Source organism: Streptomyces sp. CA189, assembly GCF_056428985.1.
In genome coordinates this window covers 1-22,717 of the sequence record NZ_JBWJVM010000049.1, presented here as the reverse complement: position 1 = coordinate 22,717, position 22,717 = coordinate 1, and the positions used below count along the sequence as shown (strand labels likewise).

Annotated in this window: 16 protein-coding genes; 12 read left to right on the top strand and 4 right to left on the bottom strand. The window is 70.3% G+C overall.

Annotation, left to right across the window (positions count from 1 at the left end; all coding sequences use genetic code 11):
- The first annotated feature begins 148 nt into the window (after positions 1 to 148).
- From AC061S_RS29335 to AC061S_RS29315, 5 genes are all read left to right on the top strand, one after another.
- Positions 149 to 499 carry a CU044_2847 family protein gene (locus AC061S_RS29335; RefSeq protein WP_478688908.1) on the top strand — a complete coding sequence of 117 codons (351 nt, stop codon included), beginning with the start codon at positions 149 to 151 and terminating at the stop codon, positions 497 to 499.
- 158 nt (positions 500 to 657) lie between these two features.
- Positions 658 to 3,696, top strand: a complete 3,039-nt coding sequence (locus AC061S_RS29330; RefSeq protein WP_478688907.1) for a hypothetical protein — start codon at positions 658 to 660, stop codon at positions 3,694 to 3,696.
- 254 nt (positions 3,697 to 3,950) lie between these two features.
- Positions 3,951 to 4,139: a hypothetical protein gene (locus AC061S_RS29325; protein ID WP_478688906.1), complete on the top strand. Its 189-nt coding sequence runs from the start codon at positions 3,951 to 3,953 to the stop codon at positions 4,137 to 4,139.
- A 32-nt stretch (positions 4,140 to 4,171) separates the two neighbouring features.
- Positions 4,172 to 4,453 (top strand): hypothetical protein, encoded by a 282-nt coding sequence (locus tag AC061S_RS29320; protein WP_478688905.1) that lies wholly within the window; start codon positions 4,172 to 4,174, stop codon positions 4,451 to 4,453.
- A gap of 38 nt (positions 4,454 to 4,491) precedes the next feature.
- The gene (locus AC061S_RS29315; protein ID WP_478688904.1) at positions 4,492 to 4,980 is read left to right on the top strand and encodes a hypothetical protein; all 489 of its coding nucleotides are present in this window, start codon (positions 4,492 to 4,494) and stop codon (positions 4,978 to 4,980) included.
- A gap of 21 nt (positions 4,981 to 5,001) precedes the next feature.
- On the opposite strand, the gene AC061S_RS29310 is transcribed toward AC061S_RS29315, so the two are convergent.
- Both AC061S_RS29310 and AC061S_RS29305 read right to left on the bottom strand, forming a co-directional pair.
- Entirely contained in the window at positions 5,002 to 6,393 is a 1,392-nt protein-coding gene (locus AC061S_RS29310; protein WP_478688903.1) for a hypothetical protein, read from the bottom strand.
- Positions 6,394 to 6,425: 32 nt separating this feature from the next.
- Entirely contained in the window at positions 6,426 to 8,132 is a 1,707-nt protein-coding gene (locus AC061S_RS29305) for a thiamine pyrophosphate-binding protein (RefSeq protein ID WP_478688902.1), read from the bottom strand.
- A 518-nt stretch (positions 8,133 to 8,650) separates the two neighbouring features.
- Between AC061S_RS29305 and AC061S_RS29300 the strand changes: the two genes are divergently transcribed.
- Positions 8,651 to 11,512, top strand: coding sequence for a peroxidase family protein (locus AC061S_RS29300; RefSeq protein ID WP_478688901.1), 2,862 nt, complete (start codon positions 8,651 to 8,653; stop codon positions 11,510 to 11,512).
- Between the two features lie 71 nt (positions 11,513 to 11,583).
- On the opposite strand, the gene AC061S_RS29295 is transcribed toward AC061S_RS29300, so the two are convergent.
- Positions 11,584 to 12,438, bottom strand: coding sequence for a caspase family protein (locus tag AC061S_RS29295; RefSeq protein ID WP_478688900.1), 855 nt, complete (start codon positions 12,436 to 12,438; stop codon positions 11,584 to 11,586).
- Between the two features lie 190 nt (positions 12,439 to 12,628).
- On the opposite strand from AC061S_RS29295, the gene AC061S_RS29290 reads away from it, so the two are divergent.
- The 5 genes from AC061S_RS29290 (at position 12,629) to AC061S_RS29270 (ending at position 21,011) form a co-directional block, all read left to right on the top strand.
- Positions 12,629 to 13,519, top strand: coding sequence for a DNA/RNA non-specific endonuclease (locus AC061S_RS29290; RefSeq protein ID WP_478688899.1), 891 nt, complete (start codon positions 12,629 to 12,631; stop codon positions 13,517 to 13,519).
- Position 13,520: 1 nt separating this feature from the next.
- Positions 13,521 to 14,468 carry a hypothetical protein gene (locus tag AC061S_RS29285; protein WP_478688898.1) on the top strand — a complete coding sequence of 316 codons (948 nt, stop codon included), beginning with the start codon at positions 13,521 to 13,523 and terminating at the stop codon, positions 14,466 to 14,468.
- Between the two features lie 201 nt (positions 14,469 to 14,669).
- Positions 14,670 to 18,770, top strand: coding sequence for an AAA family ATPase (locus tag AC061S_RS29280; RefSeq protein WP_478688897.1), 4,101 nt, complete (start codon positions 14,670 to 14,672; stop codon positions 18,768 to 18,770).
- Positions 18,771 to 18,776: 6 nt separating this feature from the next.
- The gene (locus tag AC061S_RS29275; RefSeq protein WP_478688896.1) at positions 18,777 to 19,907 is read left to right on the top strand and encodes a trypsin-like peptidase domain-containing protein; all 1,131 of its coding nucleotides are present in this window, start codon (positions 18,777 to 18,779) and stop codon (positions 19,905 to 19,907) included.
- A gap of 30 nt (positions 19,908 to 19,937) precedes the next feature.
- Entirely contained in the window at positions 19,938 to 21,011 is a 1,074-nt protein-coding gene (locus AC061S_RS29270) for a trypsin-like serine peptidase (RefSeq protein WP_478688895.1), read from the top strand.
- A 91-nt stretch (positions 21,012 to 21,102) separates the two neighbouring features.
- Here AC061S_RS29270 and AC061S_RS29265 read toward each other — a convergent pair whose 3' ends face one another.
- On the bottom strand, positions 21,103 to 21,309 hold the full coding sequence (locus tag AC061S_RS29265) for a hypothetical protein (RefSeq protein WP_478688894.1): 207 nt from the start codon (positions 21,307 to 21,309) through the stop codon (positions 21,103 to 21,105).
- A gap of 141 nt (positions 21,310 to 21,450) precedes the next feature.
- Between AC061S_RS29265 and AC061S_RS29260 the strand changes: the two genes are divergently transcribed.
- Entirely contained in the window at positions 21,451 to 22,620 is a 1,170-nt protein-coding gene (locus tag AC061S_RS29260; protein WP_478688893.1) for a hypothetical protein, read from the top strand.
- Positions 22,621 to 22,717: the final 97 nt, after the last annotated feature.

The window sequence follows — 22,717 nt, the reverse complement described above, 5'->3', positions numbered from 1 at the left end:
CGGAAACCGTCCATGAGGTCCCGGGGTCCTCACGCAGACGGCCCCCTGTGCCATGCGACGGGCCCCCGCCCCTGCAACGCTGGCCGAGATCCGGTTCCGCAGGCCCGGACGGGGTCGTCGTACATGCCGTAGATACGGAGGAGGAGTCGTGGCACCTCTCGCTCGGATCCCGCTGGAAGGCGGCGGGTACGTCCTGGTCGAGGCTCCGGACACGGCCGAGGGGACGATGGAGGAAAGCCGCATCGGCGACGCCATCCAGGACCTCCCGGAAACGCTGCAGGAGGCGCTCGGCCCGGTCACGGAGGCAGCACGCGTGGCCCTCGAGCAGCTGCGCAAAGCCCGCCCCGACGACATCAGCATCCAGTTCGGGGTCGATCTCTCAGTGGCCGCCGGGGCAGTGATCGCCAAGACGGGTGCGGGCTGCCATCTGACGGTGACCATGGCGTGGAAGGGCGGCGATGCCGGCCGTTCCCGGACTGCGTCCGAACGACCGGAGTGACCCACGTGGACCCCCGCCCGGTCCGCGGGCGGTGTCGGCGGGCACCGCCCCTTCCTGCCCGGTGCGGGCGCGGCCGAGCGGGTCCTGTGCGGTGCCGCGTACGGCGCGCACCGATCCGAATGGCGTCCGGACGGGGTCCGGATGACTACTCTGCGTGCATGCCGAATGCTCCGACGCAGTCGAGGCTGCGAGAGATTCCGGGCTGGGCGGTGGGGCTGTGTCTGTTCGGGCTCGCCGCCGGTCTCTGCATGATCATCTGGTACTCGGTGGATCCGCCGTTCCTCGACAAGCCCTCGGGGAACGCAGAACTGTTCCTGCAGTTCGCGGCGACGGCCGAAGGGGCCCGCGCCATCGTGAACGGCGTCGAAGGCGGGGATGGCACCAGGCTGTTCCAGGACGGCCTCGTACTCGACTGGCGCATGTTCGTTCCCGGCTACGCGATGGCCCTGGCCGGGGCCTTCGGGCTCGGGCACCTCTTCCTCTACCGGGAGTCCACCCGGCTGTGGGCCCGGCGCGCCCTCGCCCTCACCCCCGTGCCGGTGGTCGCGGACTGCCTGGAGAACCTCTTCCTCTGGAGGGCTCTGAACCGGCTCGCCGCCGACCCGGTGCCGGACCTGACGCGTGCGGCCTACTTCGCCCAGGTCAAATGGGCGCTCGTCGTCCCGCTGGTGGCAGCGGGCATTCTGATCGTCGTCACCCTCTACTGCCGCCGCGTTCTGGACCCCTCCTTCGTGCAGAGTGCGCGGGAGGACCGCCCCCGTCCCGTCGTGGCCCGCGCCCATCGGCTCACGGAGGGCACGGAGAGCCAGTGGAGCGACCCGGACGTGATCCTCCCGCCCGCCGCGCCCCACGACTGGGAGCCCCGGCCCGAGTGGACGGCCCCCGACCCGGCGCAACCACTCCAGGCCGAGGCCCGGAATCCGAAGGACAGCGCGGTGACCCGCTGGCGTACCCGCGCGTACCAGCCGCCCGGCCGCCAGCCCGCGGAGCTCGGCTTCTGCGTCTCCGGCGGCGGCATCCGGTCGGCCTCGGTCACCCTCGGCGCGTTGCAGGCGCTGCGCGGGCAACTGCTCGAAGCGACGTATCTGGTGTCGGTGTCCGGCGGCGGGTACACGGCCGGGGCCTTCCAACTGGCCCTGACCGATGCCCGGCTCCGGACCCCGGACGGGAGCCCGTCGGTGCGGCCCGGTCTCGCGAACCCCGCGGACGTGTTCGCGCCCGGCAGCCCGGAGGAGGACCACATCCGCCGGCACGCGAAGTACCTGGCGGACGCGCCCAAGGAGAAGCTGAACGCCGCGGGGGCGGTGCTGCGTGGGATGGCCGTCTCCTTCGGCATGCTGGCGCTGGTCTTCGCCGTGGCAGGCCAGTTCCTGCACCAGTTCTACTCGCACGTGCGACTGACCGAGCTCCGCCCCCTCGCGGCGGAGGCGGCAGCGTTCGACTCGTCCCTTGACCTGTACCCGAACGCCTGGCACCCCGTCCTCGCCCTGTTCGGCCTGGCCGGCCTGGTGTCCGTCGGGTACGCCTTCACGCGGGCCGGGAGCGACGGGTCCCGCCCCGCATGGCTGCGCAGCACGGTGAACACGCTCACCGGCCTCGCGCTGGCGGTCGCCGCGTTCTCGGTCGTCATTCCCTCGGTGATCTGGTTCTTCGGCTCTCTGGCCCACGCGGCCGGCAAGGGGGGTTACTGGGACGACAGCGGGGCGGGAGTGGCCCTGCTCGGCGCGATCACCGCGGCGGCGACCGCCGCGGGTACGTGGTTCACCGCGGTCCACAAAACGGTGAAGAGGCTGAAGCCGGACGGTGAGCAGGCAAGTCCGTTCGCCAGGGGCGGCACGTCCCTCGTCACACAGGTCGGCAGCAGCTGGGTCAAAGCCGTGGTGTGCTGGCTGGTTCTGCTCCTGGTCGCGTTCTTCGGCCTCGCCCTCATGTCCTGGGCCGCCGTCTACGCGGGCAGCTGGCACCCGGGGTGGCGGTGGGGGGTGCCGATCGCCCTGATCGTGCTGACGCTCGTGATCGACCAGACCACCTTCAGCCTGCACCCCTTCTACCGACAGCGGTTGGCGGGCACCTTCGCCGTGCGCCGCGCGGTATTGAGGGACGGCTCGGTCGGCGCCCTGCCGTACGACTACAACAACGAGCCGACCCCGCTGAACCCGTACGCGCAGCGGGTGGCGGGCTTCCCCCAGGTCATCTTCGCCGCCTCCGCGGCCGTCTCCCTGCGCAACCGCACGGCGCCCGGGCGGCCCGCCGTCCCCTTCACCTTCGCCTCCGACTACTGCGGCGGACCCGACACGGGCTGGGTCCGCACCAGCACCCTGCAGAAGACGGCCCCGGCGCTGATCGGGCGCGACCTGACCGTACAGTCCGCCGTCGCCGTGTCCGGAGCGGCCTTCGCCTCCGCGATGGGCTCCCAGACGATGTTCATGGAGCGGCTGCTCGCGCTGTCCAACGTGCGGCTCGGCACCTGGGTGCCCAACCCCCTGTACCTCGCGGAGCTGGCGACGTACGGGCCCGACCGGATCATGCCGCGGCTGCCGCGGGTACGGCGCCTGCGGTACCAGCTCCAGGAGCTGGTGGGCCGGTACTCGGACACCACTCCCCTGCTGCTGTGCACCGATGGCGGGCACTTCGACAATCTCGGTCTGGTCGAGATGCTCCGGCTCCGCTGCCGGACCGTCTACGTCATCGACGCCTCGGGGGACTCTCCGCCGCTGGCGACCACCCTCGCGCAGGCGATCACCCTCGCCTACGAGGACCTCGGAGTGACGATCACCTTCGACGACGAGGGGCAGAATCTGCTGGACCTGGTCCCCGGCAGCGCGAAACCGCTCGCGCCCGAAGTGCCGATGGCCTCCCTCAACGGCCGGTTCTCCGCCACCTGCGTGGTGCGCGGCACGATCGAGTACCCGGAACGGGTCCAGTTCTCGCCCGACACACCGGCCAGCACACAGGGGACGATCATCTACGTGAAGGCCGGTCTGACCCCCGACATGCCGTACGAGCTGCTCAGTTACGCCCTCCGGGAGAAGGCTTTCCCCCGCCAGGCCACCTTCGACCAGTGGTTCGACCACGCCCAGTTCGACGCCTACCGGGCGCTCGGACACCACCTCGGCACCAAGGCCGCGGAGGTGGGGCGCACCCACGCGGCGAGGTGCGGCGTCAAGCGCCGCGGGTCCGGAGGCACTCGGCGATAGCGGCTGGAGCACGGCCTGGAGGTTCCCCAAACGACCGTGCCGGCCGGCCCCTTGACGGGAGCTGACGGTCCGCCACCGGCGCGACCCGCGGAGCCCGCACCGCCGGTACCCCGCCGCCGGGGCGGCCGTGCGGGGCCGAGTGGCAGAGCCGCCCGGTGGGGCGCACCATGGGAAGCGGCGTACCGTGCCGTCCCCACCACCTCCCGCTCCGGACCCGTTCCCTGTGCCGGTCCGCGGGAGAGGAGGGAGTCCCCATGAGAATCCGCACTCCGCGCGCCACAGCCGTCGTCTCCTTCGCGGCCGCGGTCGCCCTGTCGGTTCCGGCCGGCCCGGCGGTCGGCCCTGCCGCTGCCGCCCCGACAGCCGCCTCCCCGGTGGACTGCACCGCGATGGGCCCCGAGGCCGACGACATGGCACCCTCCGCCAACCCGACTCCGAGCTGACGACGGCCGCCCGTACGCACCTGAACGCCTCCTTGGCCCAGAAGTGGTGGGGCAAGGGCAAGAACCCGCACCAGAACCCGAGGGTGTCCGGAAGCGCCGACGAACAGATCGGGCGCCGCATCCAGAACGCCGGCTACTGCGCCAACGGCGGCTCGTGGAGCGGCCACGAGATCGCGTACAACGAGTGGGGCGGAGGCGGCACTCCCAAGGCAGCCGTCAACTGGTGGCTGAACATCAGTACGCAAGGCCACGCCGAGATCATCCGCGACCCCTCCCTGACCTACGTGATCACCTTCGGCAAGTGCGGGTCCTAGGGATGCCCTTGTGTTCCGAACCGCCCCAAGGAGCAGTCATGCACACGTTCCGACGCGCGGCCTCTCGCTGGGCGCGCCGCTCCGCAGTAACCGCAACGGCCCTGGCCGTGGTCGGCCTCGGAGTCTCACCGGCGGCGATGGCGTCGGCGACCGCGACCGCCGACGCGGCACCCGCCGGTCTGCCCACCCAGGTCCGGTCGACGGCTCCGGCCGCTCTGGACAAGGCTCCTGAAGGCCTCTACCTGTTCCAGTACACCTACCGAGGCCATCTCAAGATCGGTGGCGGCAACTTCACCCTCGGCGGCAAGGTGTACGTGGTCGTCAAGTTCAACTCGGGCAAGATCAGGTACCAGGGCACCGTGACCGCGAAGACGAATTCCGGCGTCCCCGGCGGGGCCGTCTATCTGGAGACGAACATCTCCGCTCCCTGCGCCCCCGGGAACAACGGCTATGCCCGCGCCTACGACCACAGCACCGAAACCTGGCCACCGAGGCTGCCGGTGGCCATCTGCGTACGGATCGACTGAGGATCCGTTCCTCGGGTCCCGTCACCCATCCCCGTGCCAGTACGCGTCGTGAGTGCGGTGGGCCTCGGTCAGACCCTCGCGGAAGTACCGCTCGTAGTAGGCGTTCTCTAGGTGATGGGCCTGCAGCCACACACCCGGTACGTGGATCGTGTCGCAGTGGGCGGGGAACCGCCCGTGCGTCTCGTAGATGTAGGTGCAGATGTCCCGCGTGCACGCGATGACGTCCGCGGAGTAGTCGCCGGCCTCGTGCAGGTACCGCCGGCCGAAGTCCCCCCGGTAGATGCGCTCGAACAACCCCTCGTCGGAGTAGATGCCCGCCGGCCCGAACTTCCCCGCCACGACGGCGTCGACCGCCTCGCCCATGGTGCCGTAGTTGGGCGGACACATCGCCTTGATGAGATGTTCACCGTCGTGCCGCAGGCCTACGGCGGTCGCCCTCAGGTCCGCGTAGCGCGGAAGCGGCACCTGCCAGCGCAGGAGGTCCGCCGGTCTCCACCGCGGGATGGTCCAGTCGAAATCGAGCATGGGACCGTAGGTGGAACGGAACTTGGGGTCGCCCAGCATGATCGACGGGGCGATCGAGGCGTGGATCCAGGCTCCGAGCCCCATGGCGTCGGCGGTGAGCATGAGGTTCTGGAGCAGCAGGTCGGCCTCGATCTGCGTCCGCATGGCCCAGATGAAGCCCAGGGGCAGCTTGATGTCTTCGTTCAGGAACCCCGACTTCACCCATTTGCTCACGCCGGCCGAGCGGTAGAGGTTCCGGTCGTCGACGATGGCCGGCCGTGCTCCCTCGGGCTGGGTCAGCAGGTACATCAGCCCGTTGATGTACTGCCGTGACAGGTCCACCACGGGGAAGAGGAGGGTGGTGCCCGGGAGGTTCGACAGGAACCGGTTCGAGTCGAGGTAGGCGGGGAAGTCCCGCCCCCCTTCCGGTACGTCGATGCGGTGGTCGAGGAGCCGCACCTTCGCCTCGGCGGCGCGCGAGCAGAGGGTCTCCGCGTCGAACGCCGCCGCACCGCCGTCGGATGCGGGGGGCACGTGGCGCAGGTAGTAGGTGCCGGTGTCGTTGATCAGGAAGAAGTGCGTGCCCTGGGCGTTGTCGGGGCTGCCCGCGGTCCTGCCGGCCATGTTGAGGTTCGGCTTGGCCATGATGGGCTTGCCGTCGCGGGGGTCGGCGAAGGGGCGGTCCGGCATGGTGAGGCCGGAGCAGCCCGTGATGGCGATGAGGACGGCCTCTTCGAGCTCGGTGAGCGGGGCTCGTGGTGCGGTGGAGGCCCAGCTCATCGAACCGGCCTCGACCGAGCTGCCGCGGCTGACCCGGTGGGTGCGGCGACGCCAGATCGACGTGAGCAGCGGGCGGTTCAGGAGGGCCTCGAACCCGGCACGGCTGTGGGTGTTCATCGGGTCGTTCATTCTGCTGTCCCTTCACGGCGCGACGGACGCCGTCAGCCGCGCAGGCGTGCCTCGATGGTCTCCACGAGGCCGGCGATGACTCCGTCGGGCGAGGGGCTGTAGTGGGGGACGGCCCATCGGGTGATCCGGGCGTCGATGAGGGAGGGCCGGCCGGAGGCGAGCGCTTCGCGGAAGGCCTTCTCGAACTCGTCCAGCGTCTCGACGCGGTAGCCGTCGGCGCCGCACGCCCGCGCGTACGCGGCGAAGTCGGGGTTCTGGAACTCGACGAGCCCCGTCTCCCCGTAGGTGACGAGCTGGAACAGTTTGATCAGCTTGAATTCCTGGTCGTCGAAGACGATCCAGATGACGGGGATGTCGTTCTCGACGGCGGTCATCAGCTCGAAACCGGACAACGAGTAGCATCCGTCGCCGCACCCGACGACGACGGTTCGGTCCGGGTGCGCGACCTTCATTCCGATGGCGCCGTTGACGTGGCCGGCCATCGGCCCGAAGGAGCCGACCTTGCGGAAGTTCTGCCCCTCCGCCAGCTCGACGTAGTAGCCGAGCCAGGCGAGGTGTGCTCCCGCGTCGGCGAGCAGGACGCCTCGTGGGGGCAGCATCCTGCCGATCGCCTGGGCCAGCTCCCCCGGGTGAATCTTTCCGGTCAGGTGCGTGATGTGACGGGCTTCGTAGTCGCGGCCGTCGACGTCGACCGCCGGAACGTCGCCGACCCGTTCGTCCAGCGCCTCGTGGAGGGCGGCCAGGCCGAGGCGCGCGTCGGAGAGCAGCGCGTAGTCGGGCCGGTAGGCCTTGTGGAACTCGGTTTCGGAGATGTTCACATGGACGAGCACCTTGTTCTCGAAGAGGTCTTCGCGGTAGTTGAACGTGGCGTGCTGATTCAGGGAGTTGCCGACGCACAGCACGACATCGGCCTCGCGAAACGCCTTCCACGCGCTGGAGTGTCCGCTGTCCGCGAAGACGCCCACCGAGAGCGGGTGCCCCTCGGAGACGATGCCCTTGCCGTCCAGCGTGGTGAGCAGGGGAATCTGGAAGCGTTCGATGAAGCGCCGGACCTCCGCTCCCGCTCCGCTGCGGATCGCGCCGAAACCGACGAGCGCCACGATGCGCTCGCGCCGTGTGAGGGCGTCGGCCAGCACCGAGGCGATTTCCGCCACGCGGGCCGGATCCGGGACGACCGGGGCCACGTCGAGTCGGATGTGCCGGAAGTTCGTCACCTCGACACCACGGTGGGTGAGGTCCTCGGGAACGTGGATGTGCACCGGCCCGGGTCTTCCTTCGAAGGCGGTGTTGACGGCTTCCTCGAGGACGTCGCACGTGTCGGAGGCGTCGGCGAGCAGGAAGGACTTCTTCGTCGTGGCGGCGAACATGGCCCGGGAGTCGGGTGTCCGGTTCAGGCCCGAGGTCTCGTTGAGGGAGCCCCATCCCTGCCATTCCCGCGAGGCGTATCCCGAGACCGCCAGGACGGGGTAGGAGTCGGACATCGCGACGGCCAGACCGGAGAACAGGTTGAACGCGCCGGGGCCCGCCGTTGCGAAACAGAAGCCCAATTCGTTCGTGTACATCGCGTGGCCGCACGCCATGAAGGACGCCGCCTGCTCGTGCCGCGTGATGACCGGCCGGATCTGCCGCGAATGCTTCAGCGCCAGCATCAGGCCGGCGGCGTTCTCTCCGGCACCGCCGAAAGCGGCCCGAACTCCGATGTCCTCCAGGCCCTTGACTATGGCTTCGTAAACCCTCATCGCCGTTCCCTCGTCCACTCCCCCGCGTTTGTTGTCGGCGAGTGCGGTGTCGGCGCGGCACGTGGTGCGGCCGTGTCGGCGCACTCACCCATGACGGAGACGGCCCGAGCGTCCCCGGATGCGGGAATGACGCCTCGGGCGAGGAGCTGTAGTGGCCCGCTGATGCGGGAGGAAGCGCTCGCACGCGCCGGACAGCACTGCCGTGCGGTCTTCCGGAACCAGTCTGCCAGTACTCGACGCATCCCGCTTCCGCACGTGGAGTGGACCGTACGGGTGACGGGGCCGGTGTCACCGTTCGCCGCGTGCGCAGACTCGTACGGCCGGCATCCACCGGGGGCGCGGGGCGGAATGCCACCCGTCTGCGTTGTTCCGCGCGACGGGGCCGCACCACTGAGTCAGGGTTGCCGTGTGTAACCCAGGTGCCCGCGGACCCCGTCCCGGGCAGCCGTGCAGCGTTACCTCGTCGTCCGCCGGCCTTCCGTCCGGAGAGCGGGGTGCGCCTTGGCGAAGAGGCACACATGCCCGAGACCAGGCAGTACGAGCACTACGTGGGCGGCAATCCCGAGGCGGAACGGCTCGTCTTCGAGCGGCTCGCCCGCGAGCTCATGCGGGTCCAGCTCAAGTCCATGAAGCGCAGTGGCGCCTCCGGCCTCGCGCGGACGTTCCACGCCAAGGCCGTTCTCGGCGCGGAGAACGCGCGTCTGGCGTTCGTCGGCGACCTGCCCCCCGACCTGCGGACCGGCTTCGCCCAGCCGGGTGCCGAGTACCCCGTCACCGTGCGGCTCTCCAATGCGAACGGCGCCCGCCAGCCCGACCACGCCCCCGATCTGCGCGGAGCGGCCCTGCGCGTCGCGGCGGGAGCCGACGAAGCGCACGACCTGCTGATGACGAGCCATCCGGTCTCGCACGCGCGCGACGCGATCGAGTTCGTCGAATTCGCGAAGGCCATGGCGGGCGCCGACTCGACGCCGCGGAAGGCCGTCGCGCTGTTCGTCACGCTGCCGCTCGCGGTCGGATGGTCCACGGCCGCACGCATGCGCCGCAACGTGCGTGCGGGTACCAGCCGCCCGGTGAGCAGCCTGGCGCTGGAGACGTACTGGAGCCGCGGCGCCATCCTGTGGGGTGACGCGGGGCCGGTGCGCTATCAGCTGAGCCCCGCGGACGACGCTCCGCCGGCCCCCGCGCCCTCCGCCACCGACCCCGATTTCCTGCAGCACGAACTCGCCCGGCGGCTGAAGGAGGCGGATGTCGTCTTCGAGTTGTACGTCCAGCGCTACGTGGACGACCGCCGGACGCCCGTCGAAGACGGCGCGGCCGAGTGGAAGGAGGGGGACACCCCTCTCGTGCGGGTGGCGACGCTGACCATCCCGTGCCAAGACCTCTGCTCCGCCGAGGCTAGCTCCGCGGCGGCACGGGTCGACGAGCTCGCCTTCAACCCGTGGAACACGACGGAGGATTTCCGGCCCCTCGGAAACCTCAACCGTGCGCGCAAGGTCGCCTACGAAGCCAGCAGCGCCCACCGGCTGGGCCACCGGTTCGCCAACGTCGAGCCGCGCCGCAACGCCGTACTGGGCGTGCCGTTGCGCGCCTCCTTCCGCGGCCTCAACCGGGTCGTCCCCTGGCACCGGCTGCCCACGAGCCTCGGTCTGCTGAACCTCCTGGCTTTCCGGCAGAGGTTGCGCCAGGACAACCTGGTCGACACCGAGCTCCGCGAGGCTCCGCCCAGAGTCCAGCCCGTGCCCGAACCCATCGACGAGGACATGCGGCTCGCGCGGAGCTACGACGGCACCTACAACGACCTGTCCGCACCGGGGATGGGCGCCGTCGGGTCCGCCTTCGGGCGCAATCTCGCGCCCGTCTACCAACCGGAACTGTTCGACGTACCGAACCCGGTCACCGTCAGCCGTGAGCTGCTGCACCGCGACGTCTTCCTTCCGGCACGCTCCCTCAACGTCCTGGCCGCCGCCTGGATCCAGTTCCAGGTGCACGACTGGGTCAACCACAAGCGCTTTCCCACCGGCACGAAGACCGTCGAGGTGCCGCTCCCTCCCGGTGTCACGTGGAGGAACACTCCGGGCGGACGTCCCGAGGACGTCATGCGCTTCGCCGAGAACGAGGGGCTGTACCCGGCCGACGGCACGGGTCCGCCGACGCTGTTCGCCAACGTGGCGTCTCACTGGTGGGACGGCTCCGAAATCTACGGCGGCGACGAGGCCACCGGAAGGTCGCTGCGCGAGCCGGGTGGCGGTGCCGCCCTGCGCCTGGAGGACGGCCACCTGCCGGCCGGGTCGGACGGCCTCCCGCTCACCGGGTTCGCGGAGAGCTGGTGGTACGGCCTCAGCGCCATGCAGACCCTCTTCGCCCGCGAGCACAACGCCGTGTGCGAAGCACTGCGGCAGGAGTACCCGGCCTTGAGCGAGGACCGTGTCTACCACACGGCGCGACTGGTCGTCTCGGCCCTCATCGCGAAGATCCACACCGTGGAGTGGACTCCCGCGATCCTCGCCACCGAAGTGATCGACGTCGGTCTGAAGACCAACTGGCAGGGACCGCCGAAGAAGTGGCTCGAACAGCTGGGACTGTGGCTCTTCGAGGCGCATTCACTGACCGGCATCCCCGAGACCCTGCCGGACCACCACGCCGCTCCGTACTCGCTCACCGAGGACTTCGTCACCGTCTACCGCATGCACCCCCTGCTCCCCGACGACTTCGAGATCGTGGACCACCGGCTCGGCCGGAGTCTGGACACCCTCGGCTTCAACGACGTGCAGGGCCCCGCCGCGGAAGCCCTCATCCGCAAGACCGGTCTGGCCAACTCGCTGTACTCGCTCGGCATCGCGCATCCCGGCGCGATCACGCTGAACAACTACCCGCACGCCCTGCGGTCGTTCGAGCGGGACGGCGAGGTCATCGACCTGTCCGTGGTCGATCTGGTACGCACACGGCGTCGCGGTGTACCGCGCTACAACGACTTCCGGGCCGGTCTGCACAAGCCGCGCGTGCGGCGGTTCGAGGACGTGTCCGGCGACCCGGAGACCGTCGCTCGCTTGAAGGAGGTCTACCGCGATGTCGATCACATCGACACCATGGTCGGTCTCTTCGCCGAGAACCCGCCGCACGGCTTCGGCTTCAGCGACACCGCCTTCCGCATTTTCATCCTGATGGCGACCCGCCGGCTGCAGAGCGATCGCTTCCTCACGGTCGACTTCAGGCCCGAGGTGTACACCCCTCTGGGCATCGATTGGATCGAGCGCAACGGCATGAGCAGTGTGGTGGTGCGGCACTGCCCCGAGTTGGCGGGCCTCCTGCCCCGCACGGCGAGCGCGTTCGCGCCCTGGCGCCGTGCCACGGCGAAGGGAACCGGAGGCGGGCGCGGCTGAGAGGTCCGGCGGCTCCCCGGGGCGGCCGTACGACGGCCCCGGCTTCCCGGGGCGGCCGTACGACAGCCGTGTCAGATGGTGAACGGCTTCTGCTTGAGGAAGCCGTCCGACGGGCTGCCCGTCGTGTAGAAGTTCGGGCTCTGGTTGGCGGGCATGCGCTTTTGGATGTCGCGGTGGAAGGTGCGGTAGTCGCCCAGGAAGGCTCCCTTCCCCCACACCTTGAGAAGGTTCGCGGTGAACAGTCCGTTGACGTCTCCGTCGGACGCCACCTGGTTGTCCTGGCAGGCCGCGATGAGTACGGCGCCGGGCGCCGGGCGGCCGCCGTCGCCGTCCTTGAGTTCGCGCTGGAGGCCCTCGTAGAACGGCCGGTCCCGGGCGAAGATCTCCTGCTGCTTGAGCAGCGGCATCAGCCGGGACGCCGCCTCCACCTGGCCCGGGTCACGGGTCTGGAACTGCGACTCCAGCGCCTCCGGGGTGAGCAGCCCCTGGAGGGACTCGATCGCGCTGCCGCTGTGGCAGCAGTCCAGCAGGGCGAAGATCCTGACCCCCTCCTCGAACCGTCGGAACTCCCGGTACAGCTCGTCGTCGAGGAACTGGCGGTCGAAGAACACCAGCGTCTCGTCCAGCCGGTCGGGCTCGTCGTCCGATCCGACGAGGTTGTCCATCTGGCCGCCGTGGCCCGAGTAGGTGAAGAGCAGGATGTCCCCGCTCTTGAGCCGTCCGGCCGCCTTGCGCAGTTCCCCGGTGATGTTCTCCACCGTGCCGTCGCCGGTCAGGATCACGGTGTCGCCGAACCCTCCGGCGCGGGCCACCGAGGCCATGTCGTGGGCGTCGTTCTCGCAGGCCAGGAGCTTGCCGTCCCAGCCGTCGTACGCCGCGGGATCGACCTTGTTCAGACCGATGTGGATGGACAGGCCAGTGGGCACGGGTACTCCTCGGGGCGTGGCGGGCAAAGGGGGTCGCCAGCATGGGTTCCGCAGCGGCCGCCGCCTGAACCGGGGTGCCGGGGACGCCGCCCGATCGGGCCTGTCGAGGGGAGCCGGCGGGAGGGCCGCTGTTCGGGTGGCCCGTCGCACCGCACCGTAAATGATCACTTGTGCGCGGTATTGCTATCTTATGAACGCAATTAGCACGCCACCGGACCGGTCGGCGGGCCCCACGGCACGGCAGGGCTCCCTCGCCGATCGCACCGGCTATGACGAGTCCTTCCTCGGCGCCGCCGTCCCGCTCCCCCTCCCGTCAGCGGCCGGGATCGAGACCGTCGTCCTCCCCTACACCCATTTCACCGTCGTCCTGCGCCCCGACCGCAGGCTGGCCGCCTCCACCGCCGTCTGCATCGACGGCGAGCAGCTCGTGGAGGACGTACCCCGCGACGACAACTGGGGGTTCGACCCGCGCGTACCCGAGGCCCAGCAGGCCGGCAACGACATCTACCGCGACAACTCCCTGGACCGGGGGCACCTGGTCCGCCGCCTGGACCCGGTCTGGGGTGCCGCGGCCGAGGCCAACCGCGCGAACACCGACACCTTCTACTTCACCAACGCGGCCCCGCAGCAGGACGCCTTCAACCAGGGCAAGGAGCTGTGGCAGGGGCTGGAGAACCATCTGCTCGACCACGCGGCCCGGTTCGACCGCAAGCTGTCCGTCTTCACCGGTCCCGTACTGCACGACTCCGACCCGCCCTACCGGGGCATCCAGGTGCCGCTACGGTTCTGGAAGGTGGCCGCCTTCGTCCAGAACGGCCGACTGGCCTCGACCGGGTACATCCTCGACCAGAGCCCGGACCTCAGCCGGGACCGCGAGCGGGCGATGGCCGGCGCCAAGCCCGGCGATCCGCCGCCGCTCGGCCCGTTCCGCACGTTCCAGGTGCCCGTGACCGACATCGTCGACCTCACCGGCCTCGACTTCGGGCCGCTGCCGGCCGCCGACCTCATGCCCGTCACCCGCGCACCCGCGGAGCGCTGGAAGCGGCTGCAGAGCTACGACGACGTGGTCCTGGACAGCTGAGATGGACGACGCCACCGTCGTCTACGTCCACGGAAACGGGAACAAGGTCCGCAAGGAACTGCTCAAGTCCCAGTGGGACAGGGCGCTGTTCGGCACGGACATGGGCGCGGCATCGCGGATGGCCTACTGGGCGCCGGTCCTGCACGGCTCCCCGCTGCCCGACGACGAGCCCGACCCGCTGTCCGGCGGCCCGCCGCCCGTACGGGAACTCCCGGACCCGGGGGCGCTGCGGACTCCGGAGGAGTTCATCGAGGAGACGCTCCGCGAGGCGCGCCGGAGGGCAGGTCCGGCGCTCGGGAGGCGGTCGGCGCAGGCCGGGGAGGAGGACCTGGCGAGCTGGCTGGCGAAGATGACGTACTCGGCCGAGACCCTCGGCCGGGCCGAGGGCGCGGCCCCCGCGCCGGCCTCATCAGACCTGGCCGAGGCGCTGCCGCTCCCCCTCTTCATGCGCGCACCCGTCTTCGAGCTGCTCGTGAAGCTCACCTTCGAGGACGTGTACGCGTACTTCTTCGGCGGCGTCGGCGAGGCGATGCGCGAGGTCGTCCGCGGCGAGCTTGCCGACCTGCGCGACGGGCCGCTCGCCGTGCTGGGGCACAGCCTCGGCTCGGTCATCGCGTACGAGGTGCTCCGCGAGGAGCGACGGGACGTCCGCCTGTTCGTCAGCGTGGGGGCCCCTCTCGGCATCACCGAGGTCCAGGACCGGCTCGCGCTCCCGACGGCGGTCCCGGCGGGTGTGGCGGCCTGGTCCAACGTCTCGGACCTGCGGGACCTGGTGGCGCTCGACCACTGGCTGCGGCCCGAGTACGGTCCCCCCGGCCTCGTCACCGACCATCTGGTCAGGAACGAGAGCGACAACCACCACGGCATCACCGAGTACCTGCGCAGCGCGCCCGTCCAGCAGGAGCTGCGCATCCTGTTCGGCCGCGTTGCGGGCGACCGGGCCGAGTGAAACCATGGCAGGTATCAGACAGTCCGTCTTTCCGCGCCGCTACGGCGGATGTGCAGGTGCGGTATGTCTCCCAAGGATACTGAATGGGGACTCGTCACCGAAATGGTGCGGGACCACTTCTTCATTTCCGGCGAACCCCGACCCAAGCTGGTCCAGTTCGGATTCTCACCCGAGTTCGTGAGCAGAATCCCACTGAATTACGTGAGCAGCGACAATTCGGTCGCCCTGGTCGAGGCCGTGCGGAACAGTGGAATCGAAACGCAACTCCAGCTCCTCAGCACACTCGTGCGCATCGACTCGCTCACCTCCATCCCGGCCGGAGACGAGGCCAAGCGCCTCAAGAGCGAGCTGGAGGAGGCCGCGCGGCTGCACATTTCAACCGAGGACTTCTTCCTCAGCAGCGTGCTCGGCAACGGCGCCGACCTGTTCATCGACCGGGCAGACTTCAGGAAGCGGCTCCGCGAATTCTTCGAGAATCCCGACAAGACCGTTCTCGTCGTGGACGGAGAGCCGGACAGCGGGCGCTCCTACAGCTACAAACTGATCCGCCACATAGGCGAGCACTGCAATTTCCGCCCGGTGCGGGTGACGTTGAACCGGACCTCGACCGCCGAGCAGGTGGTCCAGCGGCTCACCGAGTGCGTCGCTGACCCGAGCACGGTCCCAGCGACGCTCTCGGGCACGGCCCTCTCGGCCCTCTCGCCCCCCTCGCCATTGAATCCGACACAATTGAACGATCCACTACCCGAGATCGATGCGGCGGTGCACCACGTCGTCAGCCAGGCCACCACCGCGCGCGGGCAGTACTGGCTGGTGCTGGACGACTGCGACAAGCTCGACGTCAATTCCGACGTCTGGGACTGCATCGGCAAGCTGGCCCTGACCATCCACAAGCAGAGGCCGGCGCCGCCGGACGTACCGCCCCGGCTGGTACTGCTCGGGTACTCGCCGACGATGCGCCAGCTCCCGTACGAGATACGCAAGAACGAGGTCAGGGACACCGCCCGGATGTTCGGCCCGGACGATCTGCGCGAGTTCTTCCGGCAGTTCTTCACCGAGGCTTCGACTCCCCCGGACATCCAGCGGATCTCCACCCTCGTGGAAACGGCCGTCCCCGCCGTTCTGCAGGCCTGTGAGGCCTGTGGCCCGGACAGCTACATGCGCAAGATCTACACGGCGGCAGCGGCGTCGGTCCGCCTCTACGGCGCGCTCGCCCCCGGCGAGGACTTCGGCGCGCGCCTGAGCGAGCGGCTGAGCAGCGCCGTGGCCTCCTCCGGCCCCGCGGACGTGTCGGACCTGCGGAGGGCCTACCGGGAAGCGGCTTCCCTGATGAGCCGGTTCGACCCCGCACGGCTGAAGCTGCCCGGCGAGGAGGAGCCCTCCGGGGCGGCCGGGGTGGAGCTGCTGCGCGACTGCCGGGCCGTCGGCGCGCGCAACACCTTCACCTGGGTACTCAAGTCGGAGGTCCGCGACACGGCGCTGGGCGGCTTCCCCGGTCCGGAAGCGGCCCGCCGCGCCCTGCTGGCCAACCTGGACCAGGTCCCGCCCGGCCCGGGCCCGGAGCACATCGCGCTGGCCTACCTCGACGGCACGCCCCCGAACCTCGCCCACCAGAAGCTGGACGAGCTGCCGCACACGCTGCAGGCGGTGTTGTGGCTCGCGCAGATCCCGGGCATCACCGGCATCCCGGAGAGCGCGGAGATCCAGCAGCTACTCGACCGGGCGCGGCTGATGCAGCCCCTCGAACGCCTCGCACGCAGCTCCTTCCAGGGGCGCGCCGAGGAACTCGCCCGACTGCGCGCCTACATCGGACTGCCCACGCCGCTCCAGGACGAGTTCACCCGGGCTATCGGCACCGGCACGAAGCGGCCGGTGCTGGTCCACGGGCTGAGCGGCGTCGGCAAGAGCACCCTGCTCGCGACGTTCCTCCGGGACAGCCTGCGCGACTTCCCCACCACGTTCCCCTTCGCGTACGTCGACTTCGCGAGGCCCACCCTCTCGGCCCACGAACCGGCCACCCTGATCGCGGAGATGGCCCGGCAGCTCAGCGTCCAGTATCCCGAGCACCACGCCGATTTCGACGCCCTGGCGCATGCGTGCGAGGAGACCGTCGGCCTGCACCGGGCCGAAGAGGGCACGGTCGACGAGCTCTACGAGCTCGCCACCACCCGGGCGACGATGGCGCGGCTCTCCCAGTCGGGGGTGCACGCCCTGGCCTCGGCACGCGAGGGCATGCTGGCGGCGCAGCTCGCGACACTCGTCGTCCAGGCGGTGGGAGTGCCCGCGGAGGAGCAGCCGCCCCTGGTTCTCGTGATCGACTCCTTCGAGGAGGCCCAGTACAGCGGTTCCCCGGAGCTCGGCCGCATGTGGGGTCTCTGGTCGGCGCTCCAGAAGGTGCACCCGCGGCTGCGGACCGTCGTCGCGGGGCGGCTGCTCAAGCAGCATCCGGCCCGAGTGGTGGAGCCCCTGACCATCGAGCTGAACGAGCTCGGCCCGGAGGCATCCGTGGCCCTCCTGGTCTCCTGCGGGGTGACCGACGAACGGCTCGCCGAGAAGCTCGCCGACCGCGTGGGCGGGAATCCGCTGAGCCTCAAGCTGGCGGCGCGGGCAGCCGAGCAGGAGGGCGACCGGGCCGAATCGCTGAACGAACTGATCGAGAGCCTGCCCCGGCGGCGCCGCCACTTCTACCGCAAGGTCGACCAGATGCTCATCCAGGGGACCCTCTACGAGCGGATCCTGAGGCGCATCGGGGACCCGGACGTCCGCGCTCTCGCGCAGGCCGGAATGGCACTGCGGACCATCACGCCCGGACTGATCCGGGAAGTTCTCGCCGGTCCCTGTGGACTGACGGTGGACTCCGACGTGGAGGCGGAGCGCCTCTTCGAGCTGTTCTCCCGGCTCGACCAGGTGGAATCGGCCGGCCCGGGGACCGTACGCCACCGGGCCGATCTGCGGGCCATCATGCTGCGGCTGGCCGACCGCGCCCGTGCGGACGTGATGCGGTCAGTCGGGCGGCGCGCCGTCGCGTACTACGCGCCCCGCGAAGGCCTGGAGCCGCGGGCCGAGGAGATCTACCACCGGCTGCGGTTGAACGAGAGCCCGCGCGAGGTGGAGTTGCGGTGGCTGCCCGGTGTCGAGCGGTTCCTGGTCGGGGCCGACGAGGACATGGCGGGGCGGTCCGCCGCGTACCTCGCCGGGCGCTTCGGCGGCCACACCCCGGACGAGGTGATGGCGGAAGCGGACCAGGAGGACTGGGAGCGCATCGCCGCCCGCGAGGTCGAGGACCTGCTGTCGCAGGGCTACACCGACGCGGCCGCCGCCCGGATCGAGGGGCGGCGCCCGTGGACCTCGGGCAGCCCGTTGCACCCGCTGTGGGTCGAGACCCTGGACCGGCTGGGCCGTCGTACCGAAGCCCGGGCGGCCGCCGACGCGGCCGTGGAGCGCGCCGACGAGGACGGCTTCCCCGGACTGCAGCTGGAGCTGCTGCTCCTCTCGGCGCGGCTGGCCGAGGCGGACGGCGATCTCGCCGAGGCCGACGACGACCTCGCCGAGGCCGAGGAGATCGCCACGGGCCTGGGCAAGGACTTCGAGGCGCTGGGCGCCCTGCTGACCCGTGCACAGCTGGCGTCCCGCACCGAGGAAGACCATCAGGAGGTCGGGAGCAGGCTCGCCGAGCGACTGCGGCAGCTGCCCGACGCGGAGCTCGTCCGGCAGCCCGCCCTGGTGCGTGCCGCGGTCGCCGAGGTCTCGCACGACCACCCGCGGATCCTGGAGCACGCCCTGGACGTCGTGGGCCTGCCCGAGACCGAGGACGGGGTCCTGGACGTACTCGGCGAGGCGATCGACCGGGTGGTGGCCGACCGGCCCGAGCTGCGCGCCTCGCTGCTCCGCCTCCTGGAGGACTCCGCCGGCTCGCCCGACCGTTCTGCCGCTGTCGTTCGGTCCGCGACCGGGGTCGCCCACCAGGGGGTCCAGGGCATGCTGCGCGAGGCGCGCCGGCTCGGGACGCTCGACCGGCTCGCCGGGCGCCTGCTGGCCCTCGACGACCGGAGCGGCGAGCTCGCCTCGGGCGTGGCGGCGGCGATGGGCGTCGGCGCCATGACCCCTGGGGCCGTGACGCCTGGCGCCGTCTCCCCTGGCGCCGTCCCCGCCGGCGCCGTCACCCCCGGCGCCGTCACCCCCGGCGCCGTCACCCCCGGCCCGGCCGTAGCCACGGGCACGCGGCCGGTCGCCCCGGAGCCGGGCGAGGCCGCCCCCTCAGCAGAGAGCCCAGCCGAAGGGAACGGCCACCGAGCGGCCTGATCGACCATGAGCGATACGTATCTCTCCCAGGACGACGTCGTACAGCTGCGGGACACGGCGGTGGAGGCAGGGCTGACGGACCCGGCGCTGCGGAGTCTGCTGTTCGCGGGAATCCTCCCCAAGTACCGCGGCTCGCTGCCGCTCCTCGCGGCGCCCGGCCAACAGGTCCACTCGGACCTCAACGAGATGAACCGCGTGGAGCGGCTGATCGACGGCACCGTTCCGCTGGCGGTCTGGCTCCGCAACGCCGCCGACCAGCTCACCGATGCCGCCGCCCGCGACGTGGTCCTCAAGGCACTGGACCGGGTGGCGCGCGACGCGGCCGGCGAGCCCGACGTGGCACCCGACGTCCCCACCGGGGAAACCAAGGAAGAGATCATCTTCCGGGACGACACGGTGCCCTTCGGCTTCCTGAGCGGCGGAGCGCTGGCCGGCTCCTCGGTCGCCCGCATCAAGGTGCTGCCGTACGAGGGGGGCGCCCTGCTCCAGCCGATGGCGCTGCCCCACAGCGGCACCGGCTGGCTCATCGCCCCCGACCTCCTCGTCACCAACCACCACGTGGTCAACGCCCGCAAGCGCACCGACGGCCGGCAGCAGGTCGCGGACCCGTCGGACCTCCGGCTCCAGGCCCAGGGATCACGCTCCCGGTTCGACTACCTGAGCGAGGACGACACGGACGCCGAGGAGGCACAGGCGAGCGAACTCGTGGCCTGGGACGAGGAGCTCGACTACGCCGTGCTGCGCCTGACCGGCGCCCCGCCCCGCCCCTTCCTCCGCGTCGCCACCGCACCGCTGGCGGTGGCCAAGGACACGCCGGTGGCACTCAACATCATTCAGCACCCGGGTGGGGAGCCGAAGCGGATCGCGCTGCGCAACAACCTCGCCTTCGAGGCGGACGACATGGACGTGCGCTACTTCACCGACACCCGGGGCGGCTCGTCCGGCTCGCCCGTGCTGACCGACGACTGGACGGTGGTGGCCCTGCACCGCGGCACGCGGCGCGTGACGGACGTCAGCTTCCAGGGCAAGAGCACGGCCTTCGTGAACGTCGGCACGCAACTGAGTGCCATCATGCGGCACTTGCGGGAGCACAAACCACAGATCCACGACGAGATCGCGGCGGCCCAGTCGCGCTGACGCGACGGGCACGATCACAGGAGGTGTGAGATGCGCGGTGGATCACCGGTGGCGACCGGGCCCGAGCAGGTCTTCCGAGAGGATCTGCTGGAGGTGGCCGCACGCGTGCGCAAGGGGCTGGACGCCGAGATCCCCGAGTCCGCCGAGGAGCTTCCCCGGGAGGATGCGGCGGCCGCGCGGATCGGCCGCGCCGCCCGGGAGGAACGGGCCAGGGTGCTGGAGGCCGGGGTGCGCGGGCTGGAGAAGCTGGCGGCGGGCCGCAGGGGCGACGTGGACGCGGACGAGTACTTCGGGGTGGAGGCGATCGTCCTGCTCGAAGGCCGCCCGGCGATCCTTGTCCAGGGCCAGGACTTCACCTCGCAGCCGGGCGACTGGGCCCTGCTGGACGGGCAGCGGCCGGGCATCCGGGCATCGATCGAGCGGGTCGGCCGGGTGGAGGTCTCCGGCCACGCGGAACTCGACTGGCTGGGCACGGGGTTCCTGGTCTCGCCGTTCGCCGTGATGACCAACCGCCATGTCGCGGCCGAGTTCACCCGTGCGGACGGCGAGGGCGGGTTCACCTTCCGCCAGGGCATGGGTGCGCGCATCGACACCGCCGAAGAACTCGGCGCGCCCGCCACCGACGGGTCGTTCGAGTTCAAGGTCACCGAGGTCATCGGCATCCACCGGGACGTCGACATGGCACTGCTCCGGGTGTCCCCGGCAGCAGGCGGCGGCGGGCCGCTGCCGACGCCGCTGGCGGTCGCCGCCGACGCTCCGCCGGACCTGGCGGGCCGGCCCGTGTACGTGGTCGGGTACCCGGCGGCGGACGGCCGCCGCAACGAACCGGCGGCCATGAGCCGCATCTTCATGGACATCTACAACGTGAAGCGGCTCCAGCCGGGCACGGCGACGGCGCTGGTCCCGGACGGGCCCGGGTTCACCATGACGCACGACTGCTCCACGCTCGGCGGCAACAGCGGCTCCCCCGTCTTCGACCTGGCCGACCACCGGGTGCTCGGCCTCCACTTCGGCGGCCGGTTCAGGTCGGGCAACTTCGCCGTGCCCCTGTTCCAGCTGACGGACGACCCGCTGCTGGAGCGGGCGGAGGTCAACTGGGTGTAGGGCGGCTCTGAACTTGAGCGCCGGGGTTCAGGAACATTCGTGCGCACCCGGGGCGGGCGGGAAGGAACGCCCGTGCCGCCCGGGGCCGCGTTCATTCCGTGGTGATGGGTTCGCCGTCGTGCTCGCCGCCTATGCAGGTCCACAGGCTGGTGCTGGAGTCGTACTCCACCTTTCCCACCTTGTCGGCGATGCACTCCGGTCCGGTGACCGCCGGCACGGCTGCCGACGCGACGGGGACTGCGGCACCGAGAACGGCCAGGACGAGTGCGGCGGTGAATCCGAGAATGCGTCTACGCATGGGAGCTCCTCTGGGGACGAGCGACACCTACACGTCAACTCCAGCTTCGCCCTGCGCCGCCTTGACCGCACTCCGACGCGGCGGAGTTGAGCGGGGCGTGCTCCGGGGGCGCGTTTCTCGGACTGGGAGGAGGCTGATGTTATGGCGAACACACCCGAGGTATCCGTAGGGGCGCCTGATGACCTCGGCTTGCGGAAGGTCCTGATCGACGGCCACCGCGCGGGAGAGGCCCGGTCGGGCGGGGAGCTCCGGAGGATCCTGGATCGTGCCGGTGTGTCAGTCGGGCACCACGACATCCAATGGCTCGGCGGGGACTGCAGTGTCTGGCCGGACCGGCCCGTCCGGCGCCTGACCATCGGCGTGCTCATGGTCTTCGGCTTCCTCGCGACCGCATGTCCGCTCTTCCAGATCGGAATGTCGGACAGCGGCAATGCCCTCACCTACGGCGGACGGATCGCAGGAGTTACCGTCCTCGCCGCCTCCCTGGTGGAGCTGGCTGCCGCCGGGGCGGCGGTGGACTACTGGGGCAAGCGGCGATGGCGCTACTCGGGGGTGGCCGTTCTGGGCGGAGTCGTACTCGCCCTCCTCTGCGGAATTTGCCTCCTCCTGCTGCAGATCGGCGAGCGTTTCACCGGCTACACCCTGATCGGGATCGCCCTCTGCGTCTGGTCTTCGGTGGCGCTGGTCGGACTCATCAGGCTGCGGGCGTGGAAAGGTCTCCGCAATCCCAAGACGGTCGCGATCGGCGTCATCATCTCCACCCTTCTCGCCGGCGCCAACCTGGCATACTCGCAAATCTATCTTCCCTATGTGAGAACCCCGCTGATACAGACTGGAGCGGAGTTCAAGGAGTCGAGTCTGCAAAAAGGAGCGGCGCCGCTGCACGTGACGGTCCATCTGCACGTGAAGAACGCGGGCCAAGTTCCCGTCTACATCCTCGACAGCAAGTACTGGATCCATGGCGGGCCCGCGAACAGCATCTCCGACACCAAGACCGACGCATTCGAATTGATCCACCACGGCGCCTTCGTCACGCCGGTGGGCAGCGTGCTGAATCCAGGGGAGGAAATCGCTCAGGACGCGGTCATCGAGATCAAGGATCCGGATCCGCGCAAGTACGAAGCCATCCGGGCCCAGACCGAAGTGTACGTGATCAGGAAAGACAGAATGAAAATGCCCGCTACGTACGAGCGTTCCGGGATCGGGGGAAAGAGGCTCGCGGAGGAGGAGAAGAAAGAGAAGAAATACCCTCCCGACACAAAGTACAGGTATCGATCCGAGGTGACTACTCAGGTGCTTGATTACGCGTGAGCGGCAGGCGGCAGCCAGACGTTTCCGGCGAAGAGGTCGCGGAGGACGGTCATGGGGTTGAGGCCGTGTTTGCGGGCGGTGGAGAGGTAGGAGCGCA

Coding starts and splice junctions, on each gene's coding strand:
- AC061S_RS29270 (WP_478688895.1), top strand. CDS start 19,938: ATGCGCGGTGGATCACCGGTGGCGACCGGGCCCGAGCAGGTCTTCCGA.
- AC061S_RS29325 (WP_478688906.1), top strand. CDS start 3,951: ATGAGAATCCGCACTCCGCGCGCCACAGCCGTCGTCTCCTTCGCGGCC.
- AC061S_RS29300 (WP_478688901.1), top strand. CDS start 8,651: ATGCCCGAGACCAGGCAGTACGAGCACTACGTGGGCGGCAATCCCGAG.
- AC061S_RS29285 (WP_478688898.1), top strand. CDS start 13,521: ATGGACGACGCCACCGTCGTCTACGTCCACGGAAACGGGAACAAGGTC.
- AC061S_RS29260 (WP_478688893.1), top strand. CDS start 21,451: ATGGCGAACACACCCGAGGTATCCGTAGGGGCGCCTGATGACCTCGGC.
- AC061S_RS29305 (WP_478688902.1), bottom strand. CDS start 8,132: ATGAGGGTTTACGAAGCCATAGTCAAGGGCCTGGAGGACATCGGAGTT.
- AC061S_RS29265 (WP_478688894.1), bottom strand. CDS start 21,309: ATGCGTAGACGCATTCTCGGATTCACCGCCGCACTCGTCCTGGCCGTT.
- AC061S_RS29275 (WP_478688896.1), top strand. CDS start 18,777: ATGAGCGATACGTATCTCTCCCAGGACGACGTCGTACAGCTGCGGGAC.
- AC061S_RS29310 (WP_478688903.1), bottom strand. CDS start 6,393: ATGAACGACCCGATGAACACCCACAGCCGTGCCGGGTTCGAGGCCCTC.
- AC061S_RS29330 (WP_478688907.1), top strand. CDS start 658: ATGCCGAATGCTCCGACGCAGTCGAGGCTGCGAGAGATTCCGGGCTGG.
- AC061S_RS29290 (WP_478688899.1), top strand. CDS start 12,629: ATGAACGCAATTAGCACGCCACCGGACCGGTCGGCGGGCCCCACGGCA.
- AC061S_RS29315 (WP_478688904.1), top strand. CDS start 4,492: ATGCACACGTTCCGACGCGCGGCCTCTCGCTGGGCGCGCCGCTCCGCA.